This is a genomic window from Roseateles albus (assembly GCF_028595345.1).
GTDB classification, from domain to species: Bacteria; Pseudomonadota; Gammaproteobacteria; order Burkholderiales; family Burkholderiaceae_C; genus Paucibacter_A; species Paucibacter_A albus.
In genome coordinates, this window is the sequence record NZ_JAQQXT010000006.1 from 191,224 (window position 1) to 213,412 (window position 22,189).

Sequence of the window (22,189 nt, forward strand, 5' to 3'; positions counted from 1 at the left end):
GTGTTTCAAGCCGCTCGCCGCGCTCGACTTGGGCTAGCATCTGGCAGGCATGACCTTTTGACCGACCGGCATCGCCGAGAACGGAAACCCGCATGGCGTTGTGGCAGCGATTTTTGGCGCGTTCCGGTGGCAAAGGGCAGACGTGGCTCGTTTTGCTGCTCGGCCTGGGCTTGTCGGCGGCGGGCGGCTTGTGGCAGCAGCGAGCGATTCGGGCCGATGCCGAGGCCGAGTTCTTGCGCAATGTGGAGCGTACGGTCAGCGAGCTTGAGCGTCGCTTTGCTCAACCTGTCTACGGTTTGAAGGGCTTGCGCGCTGCCTATGCGTCCAGCCAAGCCCTGCGTCAGCAACTCACACGGGCCGAGTTTCGCGCCCATGTGTCCTCGCGCGACCTGGCGACCGAATTTCCCGGCGTGCGCGGCTTTGGCTATGTCGAGCATGTGTTTCGCTCCGAGCTGGAGCGCTTTGTGGCTGCCGAGCGGGCCGATGGCGTCGCCGACTTCGCGATTCGCCAGATGGCGGACAAGCACCACCCCGACCTGTTCGTGATCAAGCGGATCGAGCCGGCGGCCAACAATAGCGGGGCCTTGGGTCTGGATATCGGCTCCGAAGCCTTGCGCCGCGCCGGCGCCGAGTTGGCCGCAGGCACCGGCCTGCCTACCATCACCGGCGCCATCGTCTTGGTGCAGGATCAAAAGCAGACCGCCGGCGTGCTTTTGTTTGTGCCGGTCTACCGGCGCGGCGTGCCGCTCGACAATGCCGAGCAGCGCACCGCTGCCTTGTTGGGCCTGCTGTCCGCACCCATCGTGCTGAACGAACTCTTGGGCGATATGCCGGATGTGAAGTCGGGCCGCATCGATTTTGAGCTTTACGACGCTCGCCCAGGCACGCCCCTGGGCGCGCCGATCTTTGATGGCGACGGACATGTCGCGGCCTTGGGGCCGGGTCAGGTCGATTCCGTCGGGCGGCGCTTCAGCCATCAACGCAGCCTCAAGCTTGTCAACCGCGAGATGACGCTGCGCATGAACAGCACGCCGCAGTTTGATGCGGGCCTGGACCGCAGCACGCCCTGGCTTTTGTTTGCTGCGGGTGCCTTGGCGACCGGCTTATTGGCCGCGATGCTGCGTCAACTCGGCCATGGGCGCGAGCTGGCCGAGGCCAAGGCGGCGGCCAAGACGGTCGAACTCGAGGCAGCGCAGCGCGACAACCAGGCCTTGTTGAGCACGCTGAATCTGGCCGCTATTGTCTCGGTGGCCGACAGAGCCGGCCGCATCACCATGGCCAACGAGGCCTTTTGTCAGATCAGCGGCTACACACAGCAAGAGTTGCTCGGCCAAACTCACCAAATCGTGAACTCGGGCCTGCAGCCGGCGCAGACTTGGTCCGAGATCTGGCAGACCATCAGCGTCGGTTTTGCCTGGCGCGGCGAGGTCTGCAATCGCGCCAAAGACGGCTCGCTCTACTGGGTCGACACCTTCATCGCGCCGGTGCTGGGGGCGGACGAGCAGATCGAAAAATACATCGCCATCCGCACCGACATCACGGCCAATAAGAAGGCCGAGGAGGCGCTGCGCTGGAATGAGTCGCTGCTGGAGATGATGTCGAACAGCTCGCCGCTGGCCTTTTTTGTGGTGGACAACCGCAGCGACAAAATCCTGTACTTCAACCAGCGCTTTTGCGAGCTTTGGGGCATGGCGCATCTGGCCGAGCCGATACGCCGCGGCGAGCTCAAAAACATCGACACCATGCCAACCCGGCGCGCCTTGGTGGTGGATGAAGCGGGATTCACCAGCAAGTATCTGAGCTTGCAGGATGAGGGCAATCAAGCGCAGTTCGAGGACGAAATCGCCTTCAAGGACGGCCGCACGATACGCCGCTTCTCGACCCAGATTCGCGGCGACGACGGCCGCTACTTCGGCCGCTTCTTTATTTTCGAAGACGTCACCGAGCGCAAGCAGGCCTTGCTGGCGCTGCAAGATGCAAGAGCTGCGGCGGAGGCAGCCTCGACCGCCAAGAGCCAGTTCCTGGCCAATATGAGCCATGAAATCCGCACGCCGATGAATGCCATCCTGGGCATGTTGACGCTCTTGCGCAAGACCGAAATGACGCCGCGCCAGGCCGACTATGCGGCCAAGAGTGACGGCGCGGCGCGCCAGCTCTTGGGGCTGCTGAATGAGATTCTGGACTTCTCCAAGATCGAGGCCGGCAAGATGGAGCTGGACCCGCAGCCCTTCGGCCTCGACCAGCTGCTGCGCGACTTGGCGGTGATCTTGGCGGCCAATGTGGGCGCCAAGCCGGTCGAAGTTTTGTTCGATATTGACCCCGCCCTGCCGCAGCGCCTGATCGGTGACGCGATGCGCTTGCAGCAGGTCTTGATCAATCTGGGCGGCAATGCGATCAAGTTCACGCCCAGCGGCGAGGTGCTGTTGCGAGTGCAGCTGCTGCAGCGCAGCGGGGCGGAAGTAACGTTGCAATTCAGCGTCCGCGACAGCGGCATCGGCATTGCGGCCGAGAACCAGACGCGTATTTTCAGCGGCTTTACGCAGGCCGAGTCATCCACCACGCGGCGCTTTGGCGGCACGGGCCTGGGTGTGGCGATCAGCCAGCGCTTTGTCGCGCTGATGGGGGGCGAGCTGACGCTGGAGAGCGAACTCGGGCGCGGCAGCCGGTTCGCTTTCACCATCAGCCTGCCGCTGGCGCCTGATCAGCAGCAGGGCGACGCCTCGGCGCAGGGGGCGGCGTGGCGCACCCTGATTGTTGAAGACAACACGCATGCGCGCGTGCTGCTGGCCAGCATGGGCCAAGCCTTGGGCTGGCAGGTCGAGCAGGCGGCCAGCGGCGACCAAGCCCTGAGCTTGATGCAGGCCGCAGCGCGGGCGGGCATGCCCTATCAGCTGGTTTTTGTGGATGGGCAGATGCCGGGGCTGGACGGCTGGCAGACCTGTCAGCGCATCGCCCATCTCGGGCTCAAGGGCGATGCGCTTGTGCTGCTGATGGTGACGGCGCAGGGCCGTGACCTCTATGCGCAGCAAGTCCAAACCGAGCAAGACAGCGTGGACGGCTTTGTGCTCAAGCCGCTGACTGCGTCCATGCTGTTTGACGCTGCGCTGGCCGCCCGCGAGGCGCGCAGCCAGGCTCAGCCCAAGCGCCGTGCCGGCACCGCGCCGGGCGAGCAGCGGCTCGCCAAGCTGCGCCTGCTGTTGGTGGAAGATAACCCCAATAATCAGCAGGTTGCGTCCGAGCTGCTCACGGACGAAGGCGCTGTGGTGGAGATTGCCAACCACGGCCGCGAGGCGGTCGAGCTGCTGGTGGCGACGCCGGAGGCCTTCGATGTGGTCTTGATGGACCTGCAAATGCCGGTGATGGATGGCCTCAGCGCCGCGCGCTTCATTCGCCAGGAGTTGGGTTTAAGCCGTTTGCCCATTGTTGCGATGACCGCCAATGCGATGAGCTCCGACCGCGAGGCCTGTTTGGCCGCCGGCATGAACGACCATATTGGCAAGCCCTTCAACTTGGATGAACTGGTGCGCGTGCTGCGCAGACTGGGCGGCTTGGAGCAGGGGCTGGCCGAGGCCATGCCAGCGAGCCCTGCTGTGCTCGTGGAGGCCGCAGCTGCCGAGATCGACCCGGCGCAGTCAGCGGCCTCGGAGGCCGGCGTGGACCTGGAGCTGGCGCTGCGCCGGCTTGGTGGCAAGCGGGCCAGCTATATCCGCTTGCTCGGCAGTTTTGTGCGTGATTTGGCCGCCTTGCCGGAGCAGCTGCGCAGCCAAGTCGAGCAGGGTGACTTTGAATCGGCCACGCGGCTGTTGCATACGCTCAAGGGCACGGCGGCCACGCTCGGTGCGACCGGTATGGCGGGTGAGGCGGGCGAGGCCGAAGCGCGCCTGGGCGCCTGGCGCCAGCAGCCGCCCGCCGATGCCGCCGAGCCGGCGCAGGTCTGCGAGGCCAGCTGTGCGCTGATGACCACAGCGCGGCCGGTCTTGCTGCGCCTGCATGAGGTCTTGCTGGCGCAGCAGGGCTAGCCCGGATGTTTCACAAGGTCGGCCCCGGCTGATCCACAGCACCGATGAGCACGACGTTCTCTCGCTTCGACGTTCTGTCCATTTTGGCTACAGGGCCTACGCGGGCTTGCGCGGCCCAGACCTTGCCCCTGACGCTTCAACTCCTCGCCGATGCCACGGGGCATCGGCTGCGGCCGTCTCAGCGCCATTGGCTGCGGCCTGGACTCCCGCAATTCCCGCGTCCCTCGTGAAACATCCGGGCTAGCTGCTATTCAGTCCTCCAGCAGACTCCTGAGCATCCAGGCTGTTTGTTGGCTGCGCCGACACACGACTGGCGCTGCGCGTCTGCACCACCTGCTGCGCAGGCAGTGCTTGGATGCTCAGTCTTCCAACAGACTCCTGAGCATCCAGGCTGTTTGTTCGTGAATGGTGAGTCGCTGCGTCAGCAGGTCGGCGGTCGGCTCGTCCGAAGCTTCGCCAACAACGGCGAACAAGGCGCGAGCGGTGCGCGCCACGCCTTCATGGCCCTCTACCAAGATGCGCACCATCTCCAGCGCCTTCGGTGGCTTGGTCGGTGCGTCGGGCAGCGAGCTCAAGGCGGCGAACTGCGCGTAAGAGCCGGGCGCCACATGGCCGAGGGAGCGGATGCGCTCGGCGATCGGGTCGACCGCGTTCCACAACTCGGTGTACTGCAGCATGAACATCTGATGCAGGGTGTTGAACATAGGCCCGGTCACGTTCCAATGGAAGTTGTGCGTGGTCAGGTAGAGGGTGTAGGTGTCGGCCAGCAGCTTGGACAGGCCCAGGGCAATGGCTTCCCGGTCCTTGGCACTGATGCCGATATTGATGGCATCAGACTTGGCGGCAGATTTCTTGGCCATAGGAGGCTCCTCTCGGTGGTTGGTACAAGGTCTTGGGCAATAGGCAGCACTATAGGCCAGCAAAAACGCCTGCCGGCGTGGCGCGAGGGCCAGGGCTTTTGAGCAATTCATCACATCAGCCCCGCCGCTGTCGAGCTTGCCCGCAAATAGCGCTATCCAGGTGTCAATGCGCCCCCTAAACTGAAGGCATTCAGGGCACACCCGAGCGAAAGCCGGGGTCGCAAAGCTTCCGGTCTACAGCTATTCATCAGCCAAGACAGCGGGGTTGCCAAGCCAAAGCGGGCACCAAGCCTGCACTCCCAGCGAGGGGCTTGAGCACCACTCCACCGTGCTGGCAGCAATACTGCTGATCTCCTCGCTTTGACTGACCTCGCCGCTCCAAGCTGCGCCTTGAGTTCTACCCTCAAAGCCGGAGTGCTCACCTCATGTCCCAGCAGCCTACTCGCCAGCCAAACGCCTTCAAATCTCTGCAGGTGCAGCTGCGCAAAGCGCCTCTGTGGGCGCGTACCTTGACCGGCACCGCGGTGATCGCCTTGGTCGGTGGTGTCACCTTGAGCGTGGTGGCTGAGCCGCAAAGAGAGGCCGTACAGCTGGCTCAGGCCGCAGCGCCATCGAGCCCCGCCATCGCGCTGCCACTCGCAAGTGCCAAGGCAGACGCCGCTCCTGCAGTGCCGGCCCCAGCCGTTCAAACCGCTGCGCTGGCCGCGCCGGCGCCGCAGGCGATCAAGGGTTTCGAGCTGCCGGCCGATTTCATCCCCGCCAACAGCGAAGGCTCGACCGAGAACGCGCCCTTTGGACGCATCAAGCTGGCGGCGCTGAGCAATGGGCAGCAGGCGATTGATGGGCTCGGTGGCGATTTGCCAGCCGTTGCAGCCTGGTACGGCAAGAGCCCCGAAGAATTGACCACGCTGCTGCGCAGCGACAACACCGTGTTCGTTGACACCAGGGGCCGCCTCTTGTTCATTGACGCCGGCGCGGGCAAGGCCGATGCCAGCCTCAAGGACGCTCACACCCATCATGTCAGCGACGCGAATATGGGCGTCACCGAGGCGGGAGACAAGGCCACCATCGGCGTGCCTTCGACAGGCGGCGCGCCGTTCCCGCTTGACCAGACCTTCGCGCTGCATTCGCGCAGCAGCGCTTCGCGCATCATCTATCTGAACTTCAAGGGCGAGGGCGCCAAGCCCGCCTTCGATCTGGACAAGCTGCCGCGCAGCTTCAGCGCGGTCGAGCAGGCGATGATCCAGAAGATCTGGTTGCGGGTCGCGGAAGACTACGCAAGCTTCGATGTCGACATCACCACCGAAGCGCCCAGCAGCGTTGTGGGCAAGACCGGCGTGACCATTCTCATCACCAGTGAAACCAGCGCTTCGGGTGGCTATGCCTATCTGAATTCTTTCGCGGCCTTCAGGGCCAGCCCGGCACCGGCGTTTTGCTTCCAGAACAATCTGGCCAATGCCGAAAAGCCGATCGCCGAATGCCTGTCGCATGAGTTGGGCCACACCCTGGGCCTGCATCACCAAAGCACCAGCGCCCAAACCTATTACGGCGGCACTGGCAGCGGTGACACTGGCTGGGCGCCGATCATGGGCGTGAGCTATTACAAAAACCTCACGCAATGGGCCAAGGGCGAGTATGCCGGCGCGACCAATACCGAAGACGCCTATGCGGTGATGAAGAAACAAGGCCTGCCGGCGCGCGTCGATGATCACGGCAACACCACGGCCACGGCCAGCGCCATGCTGCTGAGCCAAGCCAACGGCCTGGCCAACCTCAGCCGCACCGGCGTGATCGAAACGCCCACGGATGTGGACGTGTTCAGCTTTGTCGCCGGTGCCGGTGCCATTAGCTTGACCGTAGCACCCTCCAACTGGAGCGGCAACCTGGACGTGGCATTGGAGTTGAGGGACGCCAGCGGCAAGACCGTGGCCACGGCGAACACCCTGGACAAGTTGGACGCCAACATCTCCGCCAAGCTGGCCACGGCGGGCACCTACTACCTCTTTGTCAAAGGTGCCGGCAAGGGCGACCCCAAGACCACGGGTTACAGCAATTACGGCTCGATCGGCCAGTACAGCATCAGCGGTACGGCGCCCTTGAAGCTCAAGTAAAGCGAGCCCCATCATTGGCCGGTCCACAGGCCAAAAAACAAGCCGCCAATCCTGGCGGCTGTTTTCGTGGCGGCTCAGGCCATGGGCCGCATCGATTCGATCCGCAGCCATCCGGCATTAGCACTGGCCTGCGGCGACAGCAAAAGTTCGCTGATATCGCCCAGGGTCGGGGTTTGCGCCGTGGCGCTTAAACCCACCCAGGTGTTGCGGCCGCTGCGCTTGGCCATATAAAGCGCCTGATCCGCCAGGCCGACCACTTGCTGCCAATCCAGTCGTTCGGGCTGCGAGGGGACAAAGGGCAGGGTCGCAAAGCCGACCGAGCATGTCAGTGCCAAGCGCGCGGCGGCCTCAATGTCGAAGGGCTGCTGCGCCACCGCCGCGCGTATGCGTTCGGCGAAGTCCGGGGCTGCACTGGCGTTGGTCGCCCTTGCCACCACCAAAAACTCCTCGCCGCCCCAGCGCACCAGGTAGTCCGAGTCGCGGCAGGCCTGTTGCAGGCGTGCGCGCATCTGCACCAGCACCGCGTCGCCTGCCGGATGGCCCCAGTCGTCATTGACGCGCTTGAAGTGGTCGATGTCGACCAGCAAAAAGATCAGGTCGGCATCCTGCGGCGCGGGCTGTTCGGGGTGGCGCCGCCAGTCTTCGTAGTGGCGCAGGCATTGGCTGATTTCGCCTGCCAGGTTTTGTTCCAGGAAGCGCCGGTTGCGCAGGCCGGTCAGCGGGTCGGTGAGGCTGATGTCCTTGAGCGACTGGTAAGCGCGTTCCAGCTCCTGGTTTTTGTCCAGCACCTCGGCCTGCGCCTGATGCAGGCTGACCAGCGTGGCCTCCAGGCGCCGATAGTTTTGCGCGTTATCGATCGCGATCGCGCCATAGGCCGCCAGGCTGCGAAAAATCAAGCGCTCGCGGTCGGCGTAGGCATGGGCTTGCGTCGATTGGATAGACATCACGCCGAGCAACTGCTCACCCGAAATCAAGGGCATGAACATCGCGCTGAGCGTCTGCAGCGTGCCCGGAATCGGATTGTTCTTGCCGCTTGAGGGATCGACTTCGATAAAGACCTCTCGGCGCTGCGCAGCGCAGCGAACGATATTGGCCGTCGGGTGAGACATCGGCGCGCTGAAGCTCGCCAGCCGCCTCCCATCCTCCGCACCATAGGCCAAGAGCAGGTTTTCGCCCGCCGCGTCGAGCAAATAGACGCTGAAATGATTGGCCCGCAAGAGCCCGTGCACATTGTGGTCCAGCGTGTCGTAGACCGCCTGCTCTTGCAGGTGGCCGGTGATTTCTTGGCCGATCTGGCTCAGCCGCTCCAGCGTGGCGCTGGTCTGACTGAGCAACTCACCGCGCTCGGTGTGGAACTTTGTTTCCAGCAAGATCAGGCGTTTGCTGACGTCTTGTTTGTGCACGGCTTCGCTGGCGGCGCGCGCTTTTTGAGCATAGGCATAGGCCTGGGCGTGGTCGCCGAGCTTGGCGTATTCGGCCGCGATCGCGTCAAACACGCTGGGCGGCACGCTGGACTGTTGCTCGGGCGAAAAAGCCGCCAAAGACAGCAGTAAATAGTGCAGGCTGGGGCTGGCCGCTTGCATGTCCGGCGGCGCCGGCAAGTCATGCTGGCTATACAGCGTGGCCAAGGTTTGCAGCGCATCCGACAGATGCAAGGGCAGGTCGGCCTCCCGGACCAGCTGCAGCGCCGCATGGGCGGCTGCCAATGCCTCTTGCGGCCGGCCCAGCTCGGACAAGGACAGCGCCTCCACCGCCATCATATGCAGGCGCAAATCCAGTGGGCGCGGTGCGGCCGCGGGCGCATCGAACTGCCGCGCAGCCTCCAGCGCTGCAGCGGGCTGCTTCAGGTCGCGCTGCAGCTCGGCCAGATAAACCAGGCCCAGCGCATAGGTGCGCGAGCTCTGCAGCGGCGCGAGCAAGGGCAGGGCTTCGTCCAGGGCTGCTTGCGCCGCTTCAAACTGGCCCAGCGAGCGCTGCACGCTGCTGACCTGCAGCAGCGCATTGCCCAGCACCAAGGGCCAGCCGGTCGGGCGTGCCAGTTCCAGGCTGCGTTGCATCCATTCCAGCGCCTGGGTGTCATCGTTGAGGTTGGCGAAAGCAACGCCCAGCATCGTCATCGACAGCGCAATCTGGCGCACCATGCCGGCCCGCTTGAGCGCGCTGACGGTGTGACTGCAGACGCGAAACACGGTCGCAAAGTCAGACGTTTGCAGCGCTTCGAAGGTCAGGAACTCATTGCACATCACATGCAGGGCCGGGTGCACCGGCTTGGCCAGCAGATCGCGCACATGTGCGCCCCATTGCGCAGAGGCGGAGGCGATGTTTTGCCGTAGCGCGGCGTGCGCGATGCAGAGCTGGGCGAACTCCATGCGGAAGTCGTCGCCGCTGCCTACCGCCATGGCGGCCGTCGCATCCAGCTCGGCGCAGCGCCCCGGGAGGTCGCCCCGATCGCCGGCGATATGGGCCAGCAGCAGGTGGGCGTCGGCCAGGATCAAAACATCGGACAGCGTCCGTGCGGCCGGAATGATGGTGCGGGCCTGTGCTTCGGCCAAGTCCAGCTCGGCAAACAGCCAGTGACATTCGGCCAGCAGCAGCTGCAGGCGCAGGCGCAGCCGGGCACTTCGCTGGTCGTTCGATTCAGACAATTCAGCCAAGGCCTGCTCGGCCAAGCGGCGTGCCCGGCCGCTGTCGCGCTCACGCAAATGCCAGGCCAAAGCAACGCGCTCCGCGATGCCGGCCCGAGCGCCTGCGCTCACAACCGCCGCGTCGAGCTTGGCGTATTCTTCGTCGCTTAAAAACAGATCCATCGGCGCATTCCTCTCCACCGGATCAGCATAGCGGATTGGCGGCGCCGAGCAGCGCGAAGAAAAGCCCGAAATCCCTCGCTATGCGAGCAGAAGTCGGGCTTGGTGGCTTGAGCCTTCAGCGCTTGATTTCGCAGGCCTTCACGCGGCCGGGGTAGGGGTCGGCGCCGAAATAGTTGTTGCGGCAAGGTATGCCGTTGGTTCCGTCGCGGTAGACGTAGCGACCCGACGCGCCATAGCGCACTTGCGCGAAGCCTCTGAAGTCACAGTTTTCATTTTCCGCCGCGCAGCGGGTCCAGCTGCCCGAGTCGCTGTCGCCGTCGCCGCCGTAGTTGCCGACCTGCACCTCGCAATGCTTCAAGACGCCGTAGGCCGGGTCACCAAAATTCCGCACATTGCAGGCTACATCGCCTCTCGCCGAGCGCATCTTCCAGTTGTGGCCATCACCGAAGCGCACCTGGCCGTTGCCCTTGATGCGGCAGGTGTCGTTCTCCGCCGCGCAGTAACGCCAACCCTTGCTGGATGAACCCGAGCCCCAGCCCGCCCAGGAGCCTTGGTTGCTGTTGTCATGGCCTTGGTTACCGGAGCGGCGAATTTCGCAGAACTTGGTCACGCCGCGCACCGGGTCACCGAAATCCGAAACATCGCAGCGAACGCCGCCGTAAGCGGTGCGGCTGACAAACCTATTGCCCTGCCCGAAGCGCACCTCGGCCGAGCCCTTGAACTGGCAGTACTCACCTTCGGCGGCGCAAAAACTCCAACCCATGGCCGAGCCAGGGTAGTTGCCATTGCCGTCGTTGCCGCTGGTGCGGACCTGACAGCGCTTGGGCACGCCTGGAGCGGGGTCGCCAAAAGTGTCGTTATTGCAGTCCACATTGTTTGAGACCGTGCGGTTCGTCCAGCGGCCATCGGCGCCGTAGCGCACCATCGCCCGGCCGGAGACGCGGCAGGTCTCGTTCTCCTCGGCGCAGGTGCGCCAGCCGTCTTCGTAGGCCTGGGCCGCTTGAGGCGCGCCAAAGCCGACGCAGGCGGCAGCGGTCAAAAGAAGTGCCTGAAGCAGGCCACGGGTTCGCGTTTCTAAACTCACGGGAGTCTCCTGATTAGCCATCGCGGGGCTTGATTTGATCTCAATCTACTCGCTGACGATCTGACCCTTGGTGCCGGCATCCGAGTCGTTCCAGACGTCCTCGCCTTGCAAGCGGCGATCGCCCTGAATCCGGAAGGTGATGGTGCCGGTTTTGAACATCAGCCCACCGTCACTGCGTTTGGCTTTGACCTTTTTGCCATTGACCCAGACATGTTCTTTGGCGTCGATGCGTATGGTGGCCACGGTGGCGCCGCTGTCCGACTTGGCGACCCATTGGCCGGCGTAAGGGTTGGCGGCCGTGGGCTTGGCTTGAGGTGCAGGCGCGGCAGCTTCGTTGACGAAGCCGGCTTTGGCGTTCTCGGCCTTGGTCTTGGTGATGTCGCAGCCTTGGCCTTCAGAGATCTGCGTGCAGCCAGAGCGATCTAGCTGCTGCGCGTACTTGGCACTGATGGCGAAGGCGCTGGACTGAATGGACAGGGCCAAGATGGCCAATGCAAATGGTTTCGTGTTCATTGCAATTTCTCTTTTGAAATGGATTAGGTCTTCAGGGTGTTGGTTCGGGCGCGAGGCTCCAGTGCAGCAGGCGCTCATCGAGCCAGCCGGCTTGGCGCTGGATGGCGATCCAGGTGTTCAGAAAGCTCAGGAAATCCGGGTCGCCCTTACGTACCGCCAGGGCGGCCATCGTGCTGCCGACCGGCAGCTGGAAAGGCAAGTAAAGCTCGGGCACGGCGCGCGCTATCGCTGCTGGCGTCAAGGTAGCCAGCAGCGCCACCTGGGCTTGGCCCTTGAGCACCAGGCCGAAGGGCTCGCCCTCGACCTGCAAGAGCTTGGCGCGCGGAAACAAACGCTTGGCCAGCGCGACCTCGGGTGTGCCCGCGCCGACGGCGACCGTCACGCTGGGCTGATTGACGTCGAGGACGCTGTTCAGTTTGTTCGCGTGGCGCTTGCTGGCGACGATATGCACGCTCTCGGTCGCCGTCGGCTGGGTGAAATTAACCACCAGCGCACGCGGCGTCGTGACCCACAAGCCGCTCGCAATCAGATCAAAACGCTGACCGATCAAGTCCGGGATGATGTCGGCCCAAGTGGTGGGCACAAACTCGACCGCCACACCCATGTCATCGGCCAAGCGCCGGGCGATGTCGACGCTATAGCCGCTGAATTCACCCTTGGCATTGCGCATCACCATGGGCACCACCGGCACCACGCCAACACGCAAGACGCCGCGCAGGCGCAAGGTGGCGAGGGTGTCGACTGCGGGCGGGCGCATCACGGGCGGCGCCAGTTCCTCCATCGCAGGGCGTGGAGCGAGGCCGGTGGGGTCAAAGAAGGCGGACGCTTCGGGTGCCGACGCGGCGGGCTGACTTTGCGCTTGAGCGTGGGCCTGTACGGCCAGACTCAGACCGATGCATAGCAAGGCAGCTTTGCGTAGAAAGTTGTTCAGCATGCTGGCCTCGTTTCAGTAGCCGCCGCCGGCCAGATTGAACTGGACGCGGTGCTGGGGGTTGTTGACGTCAACGGCGAGAAAGCCCTGGCCCTGCCGGCTGATCTTGAAGCGCTGGCGGCCGGCTTGCAGTTGGTCGCCGCTGAGCTGGCCGGTGAACTCGTTGTTGCCGGCGCGGCCTTTCACCGACCCGCCAGGCAGGATGGTCAGCTGCACATTGGTGCGCTCGACCTCGTCATAGCCGCTGAAGCTGCCGACCGACCAGTTCTGTACCTCGCTGCCTTCTTGCGTGGCTTGCTGATTGCGGCTGGAAGCCATGGCCGCGAGGGCTGCCAAGCCCACCACTGCCACGCCAATGCCAATCGCCTTGTCGCGGCTGTGGCGGCGATCATCCTTGCCGACGCGGAACTCGGCCGCGCAGCCGTGATCCACCCACACGCCATAACGGTCATAGCCCCATGAACGGTTTTCGCGGCAGCTGATGCTGGATAACTGCCGCGTCAGCTCGACCCGGTCATCGGTGTCAACCCGGCAATAGCGGTAGTTGTAGCCACGCGACTCACAGCGTATGGTTTGCTCGGCCCTCGCGGGCAGCGGCGTCGCCACCATCGCCACGCAAATCAGCCCGCTCAAGGGCCGTGTCAGGAAATGTCGAATCATCTGCCTCTCCAATGAATCGTTTGCAGCCGAGCCTCAGTAGCCGTTGCTGGGCTGGACCTCGCGCAAGAAGATCTCAACCCGGCGGTTGCGTGCTCGGTCTTCGGCCGAATCGTTGGACACCAGCGGCTCACGCGCGCCGCGCCCGGCCACCTCGATGCGCTCACCCTTGATGCCGCGGTCCTCCAGGAAACTGCGCACGCTTTCGGCGCGGCGCAAGGACAGCGGGTCATTGATGGCGTCGTTGCCGGTGTTGTCGGTATGGCCCACGATGCGGATTTTGGTGTTGTTGCGATCGCGCTCCAGTCCGTTCGCAAATGCTTCGAGTACCGGGCGCAGTTTGGGCTCGAGTGCGGCGCTACCGGTGGCGAAGGAGATGTCGCTGGGCACTTGCAGCTTGAGTTGGTTGTCCTGTGTGCGCGTGACCTGCACTCCGGTGCCTACCGTGGCCTGTTCCATCGCGCGGCGCTTGTCTTCCATATGTTTGGACCAGAGGTTGCCGCCGACCGCACCTGCCACTGCACCAATTGCCGCCCCGGTGCCGGCCTTGCCGCCGGTGGCTGAGCCGATGATGGCGCCGGCCACGGCGCCTATCGCCGCTCCCTGCGCCGTGCTTTGCTGCTGCTGATCCATATTGGCGCAGCCTGAGAAGCTGCCTGCGCCGGCAGCCAAGCAGGCCAGCAAACCGGCCTTGAGGGTAAAGGGGCGCGTTTTGTGCTGCATAGCTGAGTCCAATCTGGCTGGTTTGCACTTATGGGTATCGGGGCGGGTTCAGCATATCACCAACGTAACGCCCTAAGATGACGGTCTCGATGCGCGAACTTGATGCGCCCGACGCCGCCCGCAGCTAGCCAGCTCTTGCCAGCTCCAGCCCCAGCAGCGCCCGCTTGGTCTGCGGCCCCCAGCGGTACTCGCCAAAGTCCGCATTCGCGCGTATCACCCGGTGGCAGGGGATCAGATAGGCAATCGGATTGGCCGCCACGCAGCTTGCCACCGCGCGCACCGCCTTGGGCGCACCAACCAACTGGGCCAATTGCCCATAGGACAAGACCTGACCCTCGGGCACGGTCATCAAGGCTTGCCAAACTTTCAAACGCAGCGCTGTGCCCGACAAGGCCAAGCCAAGGGGCCGGCTCGGGCCCAGGCCTTGCATGCGGCGCTGCAGTTCGGTGATGACGGGCGCCAGTCCGGCGGCGTCTTCCTTCCATTGTGCTTGCGGCAGCTTGGCGGATGCCGAGGCGATCAGCTGCGTGGCCGTGGCGCCGTGACTGAATACCAGCGACGTCACGCCGCGCTCGCTGGCCGCCAGCCAGATTGTTCCCAGCAAGGTCTCGGCCATGGCCCAGCGCAGGCGCAGGCCGGCGCCGCCTTGCTTGAACTCCCCCGGCGTCATGCCCTCAGCGCCTATGAATAAATCGTGCAGCCGCGATGGCCCGGACAAGCCCGCACCCCAGGCTGCCTCCATCACCGAGGCCGCTTGGCTCAAGCTTTGCTTGGCACGCTCAAGCGCCAGCGCCTGGCTGAATTCCTTGGGCGTGACGCCCGCCAAGCTGACGAAGCTGCGTTGGAAATGGAAAGGGCTGAGGCCGGCCTCGTCGGCCAAAGTCTGCAAGGGGGGCGCTTCATCGGCCCCGGCCAAGCGCTCAATGGCGCTGCGAATGCGGCGATAGCCGCTGTTTGTTTCGTCCATGATGGGGGCGCTGAGTTCAGGCCCAGCGGGCTCGGGCGGCATAGCAGCCCGCGCGCGCATAGTGGATATTGACGAAGGCGCTGCCCGGCAGTTGGAGCAGGCGTTCGATCAAGGCCTCCACCTGCTGGCCTTCGCTGACATCGCAGGCCAGCATCCAGCCGGCCGCGTCGTAAGCGCGCAATGCCAGCAAGCGCCGGCGCAGCGAGTCGGGCACTTCGCCGGGCTGCAGCATGGCCTCGCTGGCGTTTCGGCGCACGAAGATCGGCCCGCTGCTGCGGTAAGGGGTGGCCAGAGTGTGATGGGCAAAGGGCAGCAGCAGCACTTCTTCGCCCGGTTCGGCATCCATCAGGCTGACACGGCAAGGTGCGTCATGCAGCTCGGCAACGATGCGGCGTTGGATGTGGCGGCTTTGCAGCTCTGTATCGGGCAAGTCGAACAAGGCTGAGAAGTTGGCGGCGGGCAGGCCTTCGATTTGGAATTGGCGGGCTGACATGGCGGAAGTCCAAGGCTGTTGAAGTGTCGGCATTGTCAAAAACAAGGCTAACTTTGCCCACCCGCTTCTTGCGCCTGTTCTTCGGCCAGCCTGGGCGCCCGCAAGGGCAAACTCAGCACAAAGCAGCTGCCCGCAGCGGCCGAGCTGTCCAGCGTCAGACTGCCGCCGAGCAGATTGCTGGCGATGTTGTGGCTGACCGAGAGCCCCAGACCGCTGCCGCCTTGGCCGAACTTGGTGGTGAAAAAGGGCTCGAAAATGCGCGCGGCATGGGCGGCACTGATGCCGAGACCGTTGTCTTGGAAACGCAGCTCGACCTGCTCCGACTTCAACAGCCGCGCGCTCAAGCGCATCTCGCCGTCGCGGCGCTCACCGAAGCCGTGCACCATCGAGTTCTCGATCAAATTGCTCAAGATCTGGCCGAAGGGGCCGGGGAAGCTGTCGAGCAGGATGTCGGGCGGGATGTCCAGCGTCAGACTGTGGCCGCGCTTGCGTATGCTGGCCTGCAGCGTCGCGGCAACCTGCTCGCATAACAAAGCCAAGTCGAAGGGCCGGCGCTGTTCGGCCGTGCGGTCCACCGCCACTTGCTTGAAGCTGCCTATCAATCTGGCGGCATTCTCCAGGCCCAAGGTGATCAGCCTCGTCATCGCCTTGGCTTCGCTGAAGTAACTCTCCAGTTCACTGCGCCTCAGCGCTTTGCTGGTGGCGGCACGTTCCACTTCGACGGTTCTTTGCTCCAGCGTGCTGGCCATCAAGAGGCTGTTGCCCAGTGGTGTGTTGAGCTCATGCGCGATGCCGGCCACCAGCGCGCCCAGCGCGGCCAGCTTCTCGCGCGCCAGCAGCTGGCTTTGCGCCAGCTGCAAATGCCGGTAGGCGCGCGCGTTATCGAGTGCGATGGCGGCGTAAGCATTCAGGGTCCGGAACACCATGCGCTCATGTTCGCCGTAAGCCTCGGCCTGCGGCGACTGCACCGTCACCACGCCCAGCAGGCGTTCGCCGATCAAAAGCGGCGCAAACAAGGCGCTGAGCGTGCGCATGGTGCCGGGCACTTGGCTGGGATCGCTGCCGTCGGCAGCCAATTGCATAGACAGCTCGGCGCGTTCGCGCGCGCAACGGGCGGCGTTGGAGCTGGGCGCATCGAGTGCAATATGGCTGGTCGGGATAGGCTTACCGTCCTCCAGGCCAAACACCGATTGCAGGCCCTGGCCTTCTTCGTCGAGCAAATAGATCTCAAAGGCACGCGCGTCCAGCAGCGCCGGAATGTGCTGGCTCAAGGCCGCAAATACCGAGGCCATGTCGAGATGTTGCGTCAGCTGCTGGCCGATCACGCCGAGCTTTTCCAGCGTCGCGTTATTGCTTTGCATCAGCGCTGCTTTTTGCCGCTCGGCCTCGGCGAGTTGCTGCAAATGCGCGGCCTGGGCGCGGGCGCTCTCGCTCAAATTGCGCAGCTGAATCGATTCGAGCCGATTGGCAGATTCGCGGCTCAGCGACTGGGCGCGCGAGTTGGCCGCGAGCTGGCTGGTCTCGAAGGCCTCGCTATAGCGTCCGGCGGCGGCATAGGCTTTGGCCAAGGCGTTCAGCAGCTCACTCGTGTTCTTGTAGCCGACGATGGTTTTGGCGCGTTCCCGGGCCAGCTCAAGCTGCGGCAAGCCCGCGCCTTCGGGCGCGCCGGGTCGAGATTGGGCAATGCGCGCCAGCAGCAGCAGGAGTTCCACCTCGGACTCACCCGCACCCCGGGCGACGGCATTGTTCAGCGCGTCTTGCGCGCATTGCTCGGCCTGTGCCAAGTCGCCCAAATCCAGCAGCGCATGTGCGAGGCCGCGCTGTGCGGTCAGGCGCAGATCAACATGGGTGCCCAGCACTTGCATCTCGGTGAAGAGCCGCCGTGCTTCCTCGGGCTGCTGCTTCGCGAGGGCCAGCTTGCCGAGATAGTTCAAGACCACCGCAAAATTGCGTGATTCAGGCCAGGCGGCCAAACAGTCTTTGGCGGCCGTCAACTGCTGCTCGGCCAGATCAAGGCGGCCCAGCAGGCGCAGGGTCTCACCGAGCTGCATTTGGCAACTCGCGATGCTGCTGGGCCAGCCATGGGTTTGGGCCAGATCAAGCCCGCGCTCCATCCAAACCAGTGCGGCCTGTGGGTCGTTCAGATCGTTGAAGATGCTGCCCAGATTGACCTGAGCAATGATGGCCTCACGGATGTAGCCGGCTTGTAGCAGCGGCTCGATCACGGATGAGAAAGCCTGGACGGATTCGCTGGGCTTGCTGGCCCGCATGGCGCGCAAGGCTGTGTAGAGCTGCATGGCGGCGGCCACCGGCACCGGCTGTGCCGCGCTGTCTTGGCTGAATGCGTCGCCCCACTGCTGCTCCGCCGCATCGGAGTCGATAAAGCCGGCGAAACGGGCTTGGCTGCATTGCAGAATCTGCTCTCGGCTGCTGTCCCCGGCTCGGGCGGCGTAGCCCACGCCGCGTGCCAGCCAGGTGCAGCAGCCGGGGGTGTTGCCGGCCGCAGTGGCCAGTTGCGACAGCACCCAGCAGCTGTCGGCGGCACTGATCCAGTCACCCGCTGCCTCGGCGGCATTCAAGACAGCGCTGGCCAGCGCTTCGCCTTGGGCGGCTTCATTGCGCAGGCGGCGCACGTCAACACGCGTCAGCTGCAAGCGCCAAGCGCTGCGCAGGGCTTGATGGGCCGGCAAATGCTGCAAACCCAGCTCGGCTTGGTCCGCCAGGGTCAGCGCCCAAGCCGAATTGCGTTCCCGCTGGTGCCAGGCCAGATTCGCCAGCTGGCGAGTTTGCTCAAGCGCGGGCAGCGTCGGGAGGGCTGCGGCCAGCGCTTCGACTGTGCCGTTCAGCGCATACAGCGCAGGGGTCTCGTCGTGCTCGTTCATGAGAGCCGTTTCACACCGGCCAGCTCGCAGCCATAGACCGCATTGCGCAGCGCGGCAATCGCCTCGTAGCGGGTGAAGGTCTTGCGCCAGGCCAGCACGACGCGGCGCGTCGGCACCGGCGCGGCAAAGCGGATGTAGCGCAGATGCGGCTGCGCTTCCTTGGGCACGCTCAAGCTCGGCACCACGGTCACGCCCATGCCCGAGGCGACCATATGTTTGATGGTCTCCAGCGAGCTGCCCTCGAAGCTCTTGCGTATGCCTTCAGCATCGCTGGAGAAGCGCGCGAACTCGGGGCAGACCTCTAGCACATGGTCGCGAAAGCAGTGGCCGGCGCCCAGCAGCAACATGGTTTCTTGCTTCAACTCCTCTGCGCTGACTTCGCTGCGCTCGGCCAAGCGGTGGCCGGCCGGCACGGCGATCATGAAGTCTTCGTCATACAGCGGCGCGATCGCCAGGCCCGCATCGGGGAAGGGCTCGGCCAGCACCGCGCAGTCCAGCTCGCCGGTGCGCAGCATCTCCAGCAGTTTGGAGGTGAAATTCTCCTGCAACATCAGCGGCATCTGCGGGTAGCGCTCGATCACGCCCTTGACCAGCGCCGGCAGCAAGTAGGGCGCGATGGTGTAGATCAGCCCCAGCCGCAAGGTGCCTGCCAAGGGGTCTTTGCCGCGCTTGGCAATCTCCTTGATAGCGCTGGCTTGCTCGATCACCGACTGCGCCTGGCGCACGATCTCGTCGCCCAGCGGCGTGACGCTGATCTCATTGGCCCCGCGCTCGAAGATGCGCACATCCAGCTCTTCCTCGAGCTTCTTGATCGCCACGCTGAGCGTAGGCTGTGACACATGGCAGGCCTCGGCGGCGCGGCCGAAGTGGCGTTCGCGGGCAACGGCAACGATGTAGCGCAACTCGGTCAAGGTCATGCGGGGCTTCCTCCAGGGTTTGCATTGTGCTTGGCTTTGGATTCAGCCCCCTAGAGCAAACCCTTGGAGGCCCGGCTACACTGCGGCCAAACTTGGGGGCGGTGTGCGTCAAGTCCTAGCGGACACGCCTCTTGAACAAGACTTGATGACCGAGGTGCCCACATGACCGAACGCAAACCGATGAGCCTGCAGCGCCTGCTGGACATGCATGCCAGCGGCGACAAGATCGCCATGCTGACCTGCTATGACGCTGCTTTTGCCAGCTTGCTGGACGATGCCGGTGTCGATGTGATGCTGGTCGGTGATTCGCTCGGCAATGTCTTGCAGGGCCAGACCAGTACCGTGCCTGTGAGCCTGGACGAGATGGTTTATCACACCCGTTGTGTGGCCCGCGGCCGCAAGAGCGCCTGGATCATTGGCGACCTGCCTTTCGACAGCTATCAAGCTTCGCCACAAGAAGCTTGGAAGAGTGCGGCGGCCCTGTTCAAGGCCGGCGCACACATGGTCAAGCTCGAAGGCGGCGGTTGGACCGCGCCGGTGGTGCGTTTCTTGGTCGAGCGCGGCATTCCCGTCTGCGCTCATCTGGGCCTGACGCCACAGACCGTCACCATGTTGGGGGGCTACAAGGTACAGGGCCGTGAAGAAGCGGCTGCCGCGCTGATGAAGCAGCAAGCCCAAGAATTGGTCGCGGCCGGCGCACAAATGCTGGTCTTGGAAATGGTCCCCTCAGCCTTGGCCACAGAGCTGACGCAGACGCTGGGCATCCCGGTGATAGGCATTGGTGCCGGTGTCGGCTGCTCAGGTCAGGTCTTGGTGCTGCATGACATGCTCGACGTCACGCCGGGCCGTCGGCCTCGCTTCGTCAAGAACTTCATGCAGGGCGGCGCCGGATCGGTGCAAGAGGCGGTGCGGCGCTATGTCAGCGAGGTCAAGGCGCAGGCCTTCCCGCAGGACGAGTTGCACGGCTATTGAAAGTCAGTGAGCGAGTTGGCCCCTATGCAAATCATCCACACCATTTCCGAGTTACGGCTGGCCTTGGCCAGCAATAGCAGCCGCGCTTTCGTACCAACGATGGGCAGCTTGCACGACGGCCATCTGGCGCTGGTGCGCCAGGGTCGGGCGGCCGTCGGAGCGTGCGGCCTGGTCGTGGCCAGCATCTTCGTCAACCGCCTGCAGTTCGCGCCGCACGAGGACTTTGACCGCTACCCTCGCACCTTGGAGCGCGACGCAGCGCTGCTGGCCGGCGCCGGCTGCGACATCGTCTTTGCGCCTGCCGAGGGCGAGTTGTATCCGGAGACGCAGGGCTACAAAATCCACCCGCCGTCCGAGTTGTCGGACATCTTGGAGGGCCATTTCCGCCCCGGCTTCTTCATCGGCGTGTGCACGGTGGTGGCCAAGCTGTTCAATATCGTTCAGCCCTCGATCGCCTTGTTCGGCAAGAAGGACTATCAACAGCTGATGGTCTTGCGCCGCATGGTGGCACAGATGGCTTTGCCGATTCAAATCATTGCCGGCGAAACCCAACGTAGCGCCGAAGGCCTGGCGCTGTCATCGCGCAATGCTTATTTGAGCGAGGCCGAGCGCACTGAGGCGCTGCGTCTGAGCCAAACCCTGCGGGCGCTGATTGCGCGCTGGCAATCGGGTGAACGCGATGTGGCCAAGCTGGAGTCCGAGGCCATGCAACATCTGCGCTCGAACGGTTGGCAGCCCGACTATGTGTCATTGCGCCGTCAGCATGATCTGGGCGCGCCGCTTGAGGGCCAGCCTTTGGTGGCGCTGGCGGCGGCCAAGCTGGGGGCGACGAGGTTGATCGACAACCTCGAAGCCTGAACCCAGGCTTTCTCGGCTTACTTGACGCTGAGCAACTCGACGTCGAACACCAGGGCGGCGTTTGGGGGAATGGCTCCACCGCCCGCGCCGGTCGTGCCATAGCCTAGGCTGGCTGGGATGGTGAGGGTGCGCTTGCCGCCCACTTTCATGCCGGCTACGCCCTGGTCCCAGCCTTTGATGACGTCACCATTGCCGACCTTGAATGAGAACGGCGTCTTGCCGACCGAACTGTCGAATTGGCTGCCGTGCTTGTTGGCGGCTTTGACGTCATATAGCCAGCCTGTGTAATGCACGGTCGCGGTCGTGCCGGCAGCGGCGATGGCGCCCGTCCCCACCACGCTATCGGTGGTTTGCAATGCGGTGATGGCGGCCGATCCGGAGGTGTCAACGGCCGGCGTGCTCGAATCTGAGCCTCCGCCGCCACAAGCGCTCAGGCCCAAGCTGGCTGTAATGGCCACAACGATGGTGGAGACGGAAAGGATCTTTTTGAACATGCTGGTCTTCGAAAAGTGACAAGGATTGCAAATTGCGAGCGGAGTCTAGTGCATCTTGTGTGGCGAGCGATTGGGGAGCCAAGTCCAGGCCGAGGCCATGCATAGGCTTGTAACAGTTGGTAAGCGATAGCCTCAGCGCTGTTCCCTATGTCGGCACGACCGAGCCCTTGGCCGTTGAATACTCCTTGGGTCCCGGAGCTGTTTCAATGCACTCATTTTTCTTGCGCGCGGCGGCGGCCGCTGCGGTGATATTCCTAACGGCCTGTGGTGGTGGCAGCCCCGACGATGGTTACCGGCCGCCGCCGCTGCCCGTTCCCACACCCAACCCTTACCCTTATCCGAATACCTATAGCTGCAGCAACGAGGGCTTGATCAAGTCCGCGCTCAGCAGCTTGCCGACCGTCTGCATGTTGACCAGCAGCGGCGAGATCGTCTTCGAGCTTTATTCGGACACCGTCCCCAACACGGTCAATAACTTCCTGCGCTATGTGGCCGACGGCGCCTACAAGAACACCTTGTTCCATCAGGTGGACCGCGACTTCGTCATCCAGGGCGGCGGCTACACCAGCGGCATGGTCGAGCGCCCGCCCGCCTATGCGCCCATACCGCTGGAATCGCGCGAGTACAACCTGCCCGGCACCATCGCGATGGCTCGCCGCAGCGATCCCAACAGCGCCACCAATCAGTTCTTCATCAACGTGAAGGACAATCGGGAGCTGGACTATCAGTCCGCCGCAAAACCGGGTTATGCGGTCTTCGGCCGGGTGATTTCCGGCATGGCCACCGTGGAGGCGATCAATGCAGTGCCCGTCTATGTCTACAGCGATGCCGATCTGCGGCCAAGGCAAGAGGTCTTGATCTATTGGGTGCAACGTCTGAAATAGCCGCGGGGGCAGTCTCT

Annotated in this window: 17 protein-coding genes and 1 riboswitch; of the genes, 5 read left to right on the forward strand and 12 right to left on the reverse strand. The window is 64.0% G+C overall.

Features of this window, described 5'->3' with window-relative positions; translation table 11 throughout:
• The first annotated feature begins 92 nt into the window (after window positions 1-92).
• A complete protein-coding gene (locus PRZ03_RS11660; protein ID WP_273600442.1) occupies window positions 93-4,019 on the forward strand; it encodes a CHASE domain-containing protein in 3,927 nt (1,308 codons plus the stop codon).
• A gap of 359 nt (window positions 4,020-4,378) precedes the next feature.
• Here PRZ03_RS11660 and PRZ03_RS11665 read toward each other — a convergent pair whose 3' ends face one another.
• Window positions 4,379-4,879 carry a Dps family protein gene (locus tag PRZ03_RS11665; RefSeq protein WP_263532681.1) on the reverse strand — a complete coding sequence of 167 codons (501 nt, stop codon included), beginning with the start codon at window positions 4,877-4,879 and terminating at the stop codon, window positions 4,379-4,381.
• Window positions 4,880-5,063: 184 nt separating this feature from the next.
• Window positions 5,064-5,152, forward strand: a riboswitch (cyclic di-GMP riboswitch).
• A gap of 152 nt (window positions 5,153-5,304) precedes the next feature.
• Here PRZ03_RS11665 and PRZ03_RS11670 point away from each other — a divergent pair.
• On the forward strand, window positions 5,305-6,990 hold the full coding sequence (locus PRZ03_RS11670) for a pre-peptidase C-terminal domain-containing protein (protein ID WP_273600443.1): 1,686 nt from the start codon (window positions 5,305-5,307) through the stop codon (window positions 6,988-6,990).
• A gap of 74 nt (window positions 6,991-7,064) precedes the next feature.
• On the opposite strand, the gene PRZ03_RS11675 is transcribed toward PRZ03_RS11670, so the two are convergent.
• From PRZ03_RS11675 to PRZ03_RS11720, 10 genes are all read right to left on the reverse strand, one after another.
• The gene (locus PRZ03_RS11675) at window positions 7,065-9,797 is read right to left on the reverse strand and encodes a sensor domain-containing diguanylate cyclase (RefSeq protein WP_273600444.1); all 2,733 of its coding nucleotides are present in this window, start codon (window positions 9,795-9,797) and stop codon (window positions 7,065-7,067) included.
• 115 nt (window positions 9,798-9,912) lie between these two features.
• A complete protein-coding gene (locus PRZ03_RS11680; RefSeq protein ID WP_273600445.1) occupies window positions 9,913-10,881 on the reverse strand; it encodes a hypothetical protein in 969 nt (322 codons plus the stop codon).
• Between the two features lie 45 nt (window positions 10,882-10,926).
• Entirely contained in the window at window positions 10,927-11,394 is a 468-nt protein-coding gene (locus PRZ03_RS11685) for a hypothetical protein (protein WP_273600446.1), read from the reverse strand.
• Window positions 11,395-11,425: 31 nt separating this feature from the next.
• On the reverse strand, window positions 11,426-12,328 hold the full coding sequence (locus tag PRZ03_RS11690; RefSeq protein WP_273600447.1) for a transporter substrate-binding domain-containing protein: 903 nt from the start codon (window positions 12,326-12,328) through the stop codon (window positions 11,426-11,428).
• A 12-nt stretch (window positions 12,329-12,340) separates the two neighbouring features.
• Complete coding sequence (locus tag PRZ03_RS11695) at window positions 12,341-12,985, reverse strand: DUF3011 domain-containing protein (RefSeq protein WP_263532675.1); 645 nt, start codon at window positions 12,983-12,985, stop codon at window positions 12,341-12,343.
• 33 nt (window positions 12,986-13,018) lie between these two features.
• Window positions 13,019-13,705, reverse strand: coding sequence for an OmpA family protein (locus tag PRZ03_RS11700; protein ID WP_409993954.1), 687 nt, complete (start codon window positions 13,703-13,705; stop codon window positions 13,019-13,021).
• 124 nt (window positions 13,706-13,829) lie between these two features.
• Window positions 13,830-14,672, reverse strand: coding sequence for a bifunctional transcriptional activator/DNA repair enzyme AdaA (locus PRZ03_RS11705; protein ID WP_273600448.1), 843 nt, complete (start codon window positions 14,670-14,672; stop codon window positions 13,830-13,832).
• Between the two features lie 16 nt (window positions 14,673-14,688).
• A complete protein-coding gene (locus tag PRZ03_RS11710) occupies window positions 14,689-15,165 on the reverse strand; it encodes a DUF1203 domain-containing protein (protein WP_273600449.1) in 477 nt (158 codons plus the stop codon).
• A gap of 47 nt (window positions 15,166-15,212) precedes the next feature.
• On the reverse strand, window positions 15,213-18,047 hold the full coding sequence (locus PRZ03_RS11715) for an ATP-binding protein (protein ID WP_273600450.1): 2,835 nt from the start codon (window positions 18,045-18,047) through the stop codon (window positions 15,213-15,215).
• Window positions 18,044-18,964, reverse strand: a complete 921-nt coding sequence (locus tag PRZ03_RS11720; protein ID WP_263532671.1) for a hydrogen peroxide-inducible genes activator — start codon at window positions 18,962-18,964, stop codon at window positions 18,044-18,046. The genes PRZ03_RS11715 and PRZ03_RS11720 overlap by 4 nt, the downstream gene beginning before the upstream one ends.
• Before the next feature lie 162 nt (window positions 18,965-19,126).
• Between PRZ03_RS11720 and panB the strand changes: the two genes are divergently transcribed.
• Together panB and panC are read left to right on the forward strand one after the other, a co-directional pair.
• Window positions 19,127-19,936 carry a 3-methyl-2-oxobutanoate hydroxymethyltransferase gene (gene panB, locus PRZ03_RS11725; RefSeq protein WP_273600451.1) on the forward strand — a complete coding sequence of 270 codons (810 nt, stop codon included), beginning with the start codon at window positions 19,127-19,129 and terminating at the stop codon, window positions 19,934-19,936.
• Between the two features lie 24 nt (window positions 19,937-19,960).
• A complete protein-coding gene (gene panC, locus PRZ03_RS11730; protein ID WP_273600452.1) occupies window positions 19,961-20,794 on the forward strand; it encodes a pantoate--beta-alanine ligase in 834 nt (277 codons plus the stop codon).
• A 17-nt stretch (window positions 20,795-20,811) separates the two neighbouring features.
• Here the strand turns inward: panC and PRZ03_RS11735 are convergent, their stop codons facing one another.
• Window positions 20,812-21,288, reverse strand: coding sequence for an FKBP-type peptidyl-prolyl cis-trans isomerase (locus tag PRZ03_RS11735; RefSeq protein WP_273600453.1), 477 nt, complete (start codon window positions 21,286-21,288; stop codon window positions 20,812-20,814).
• Between the two features lie 206 nt (window positions 21,289-21,494).
• Between PRZ03_RS11735 and PRZ03_RS11740 the strand changes: the two genes are divergently transcribed.
• Window positions 21,495-22,172 carry a peptidylprolyl isomerase gene (locus PRZ03_RS11740; protein ID WP_273600454.1) on the forward strand — a complete coding sequence of 226 codons (678 nt, stop codon included), beginning with the start codon at window positions 21,495-21,497 and terminating at the stop codon, window positions 22,170-22,172.
• The last annotated feature ends 17 nt before the right edge of the window (window positions 22,173-22,189 follow it).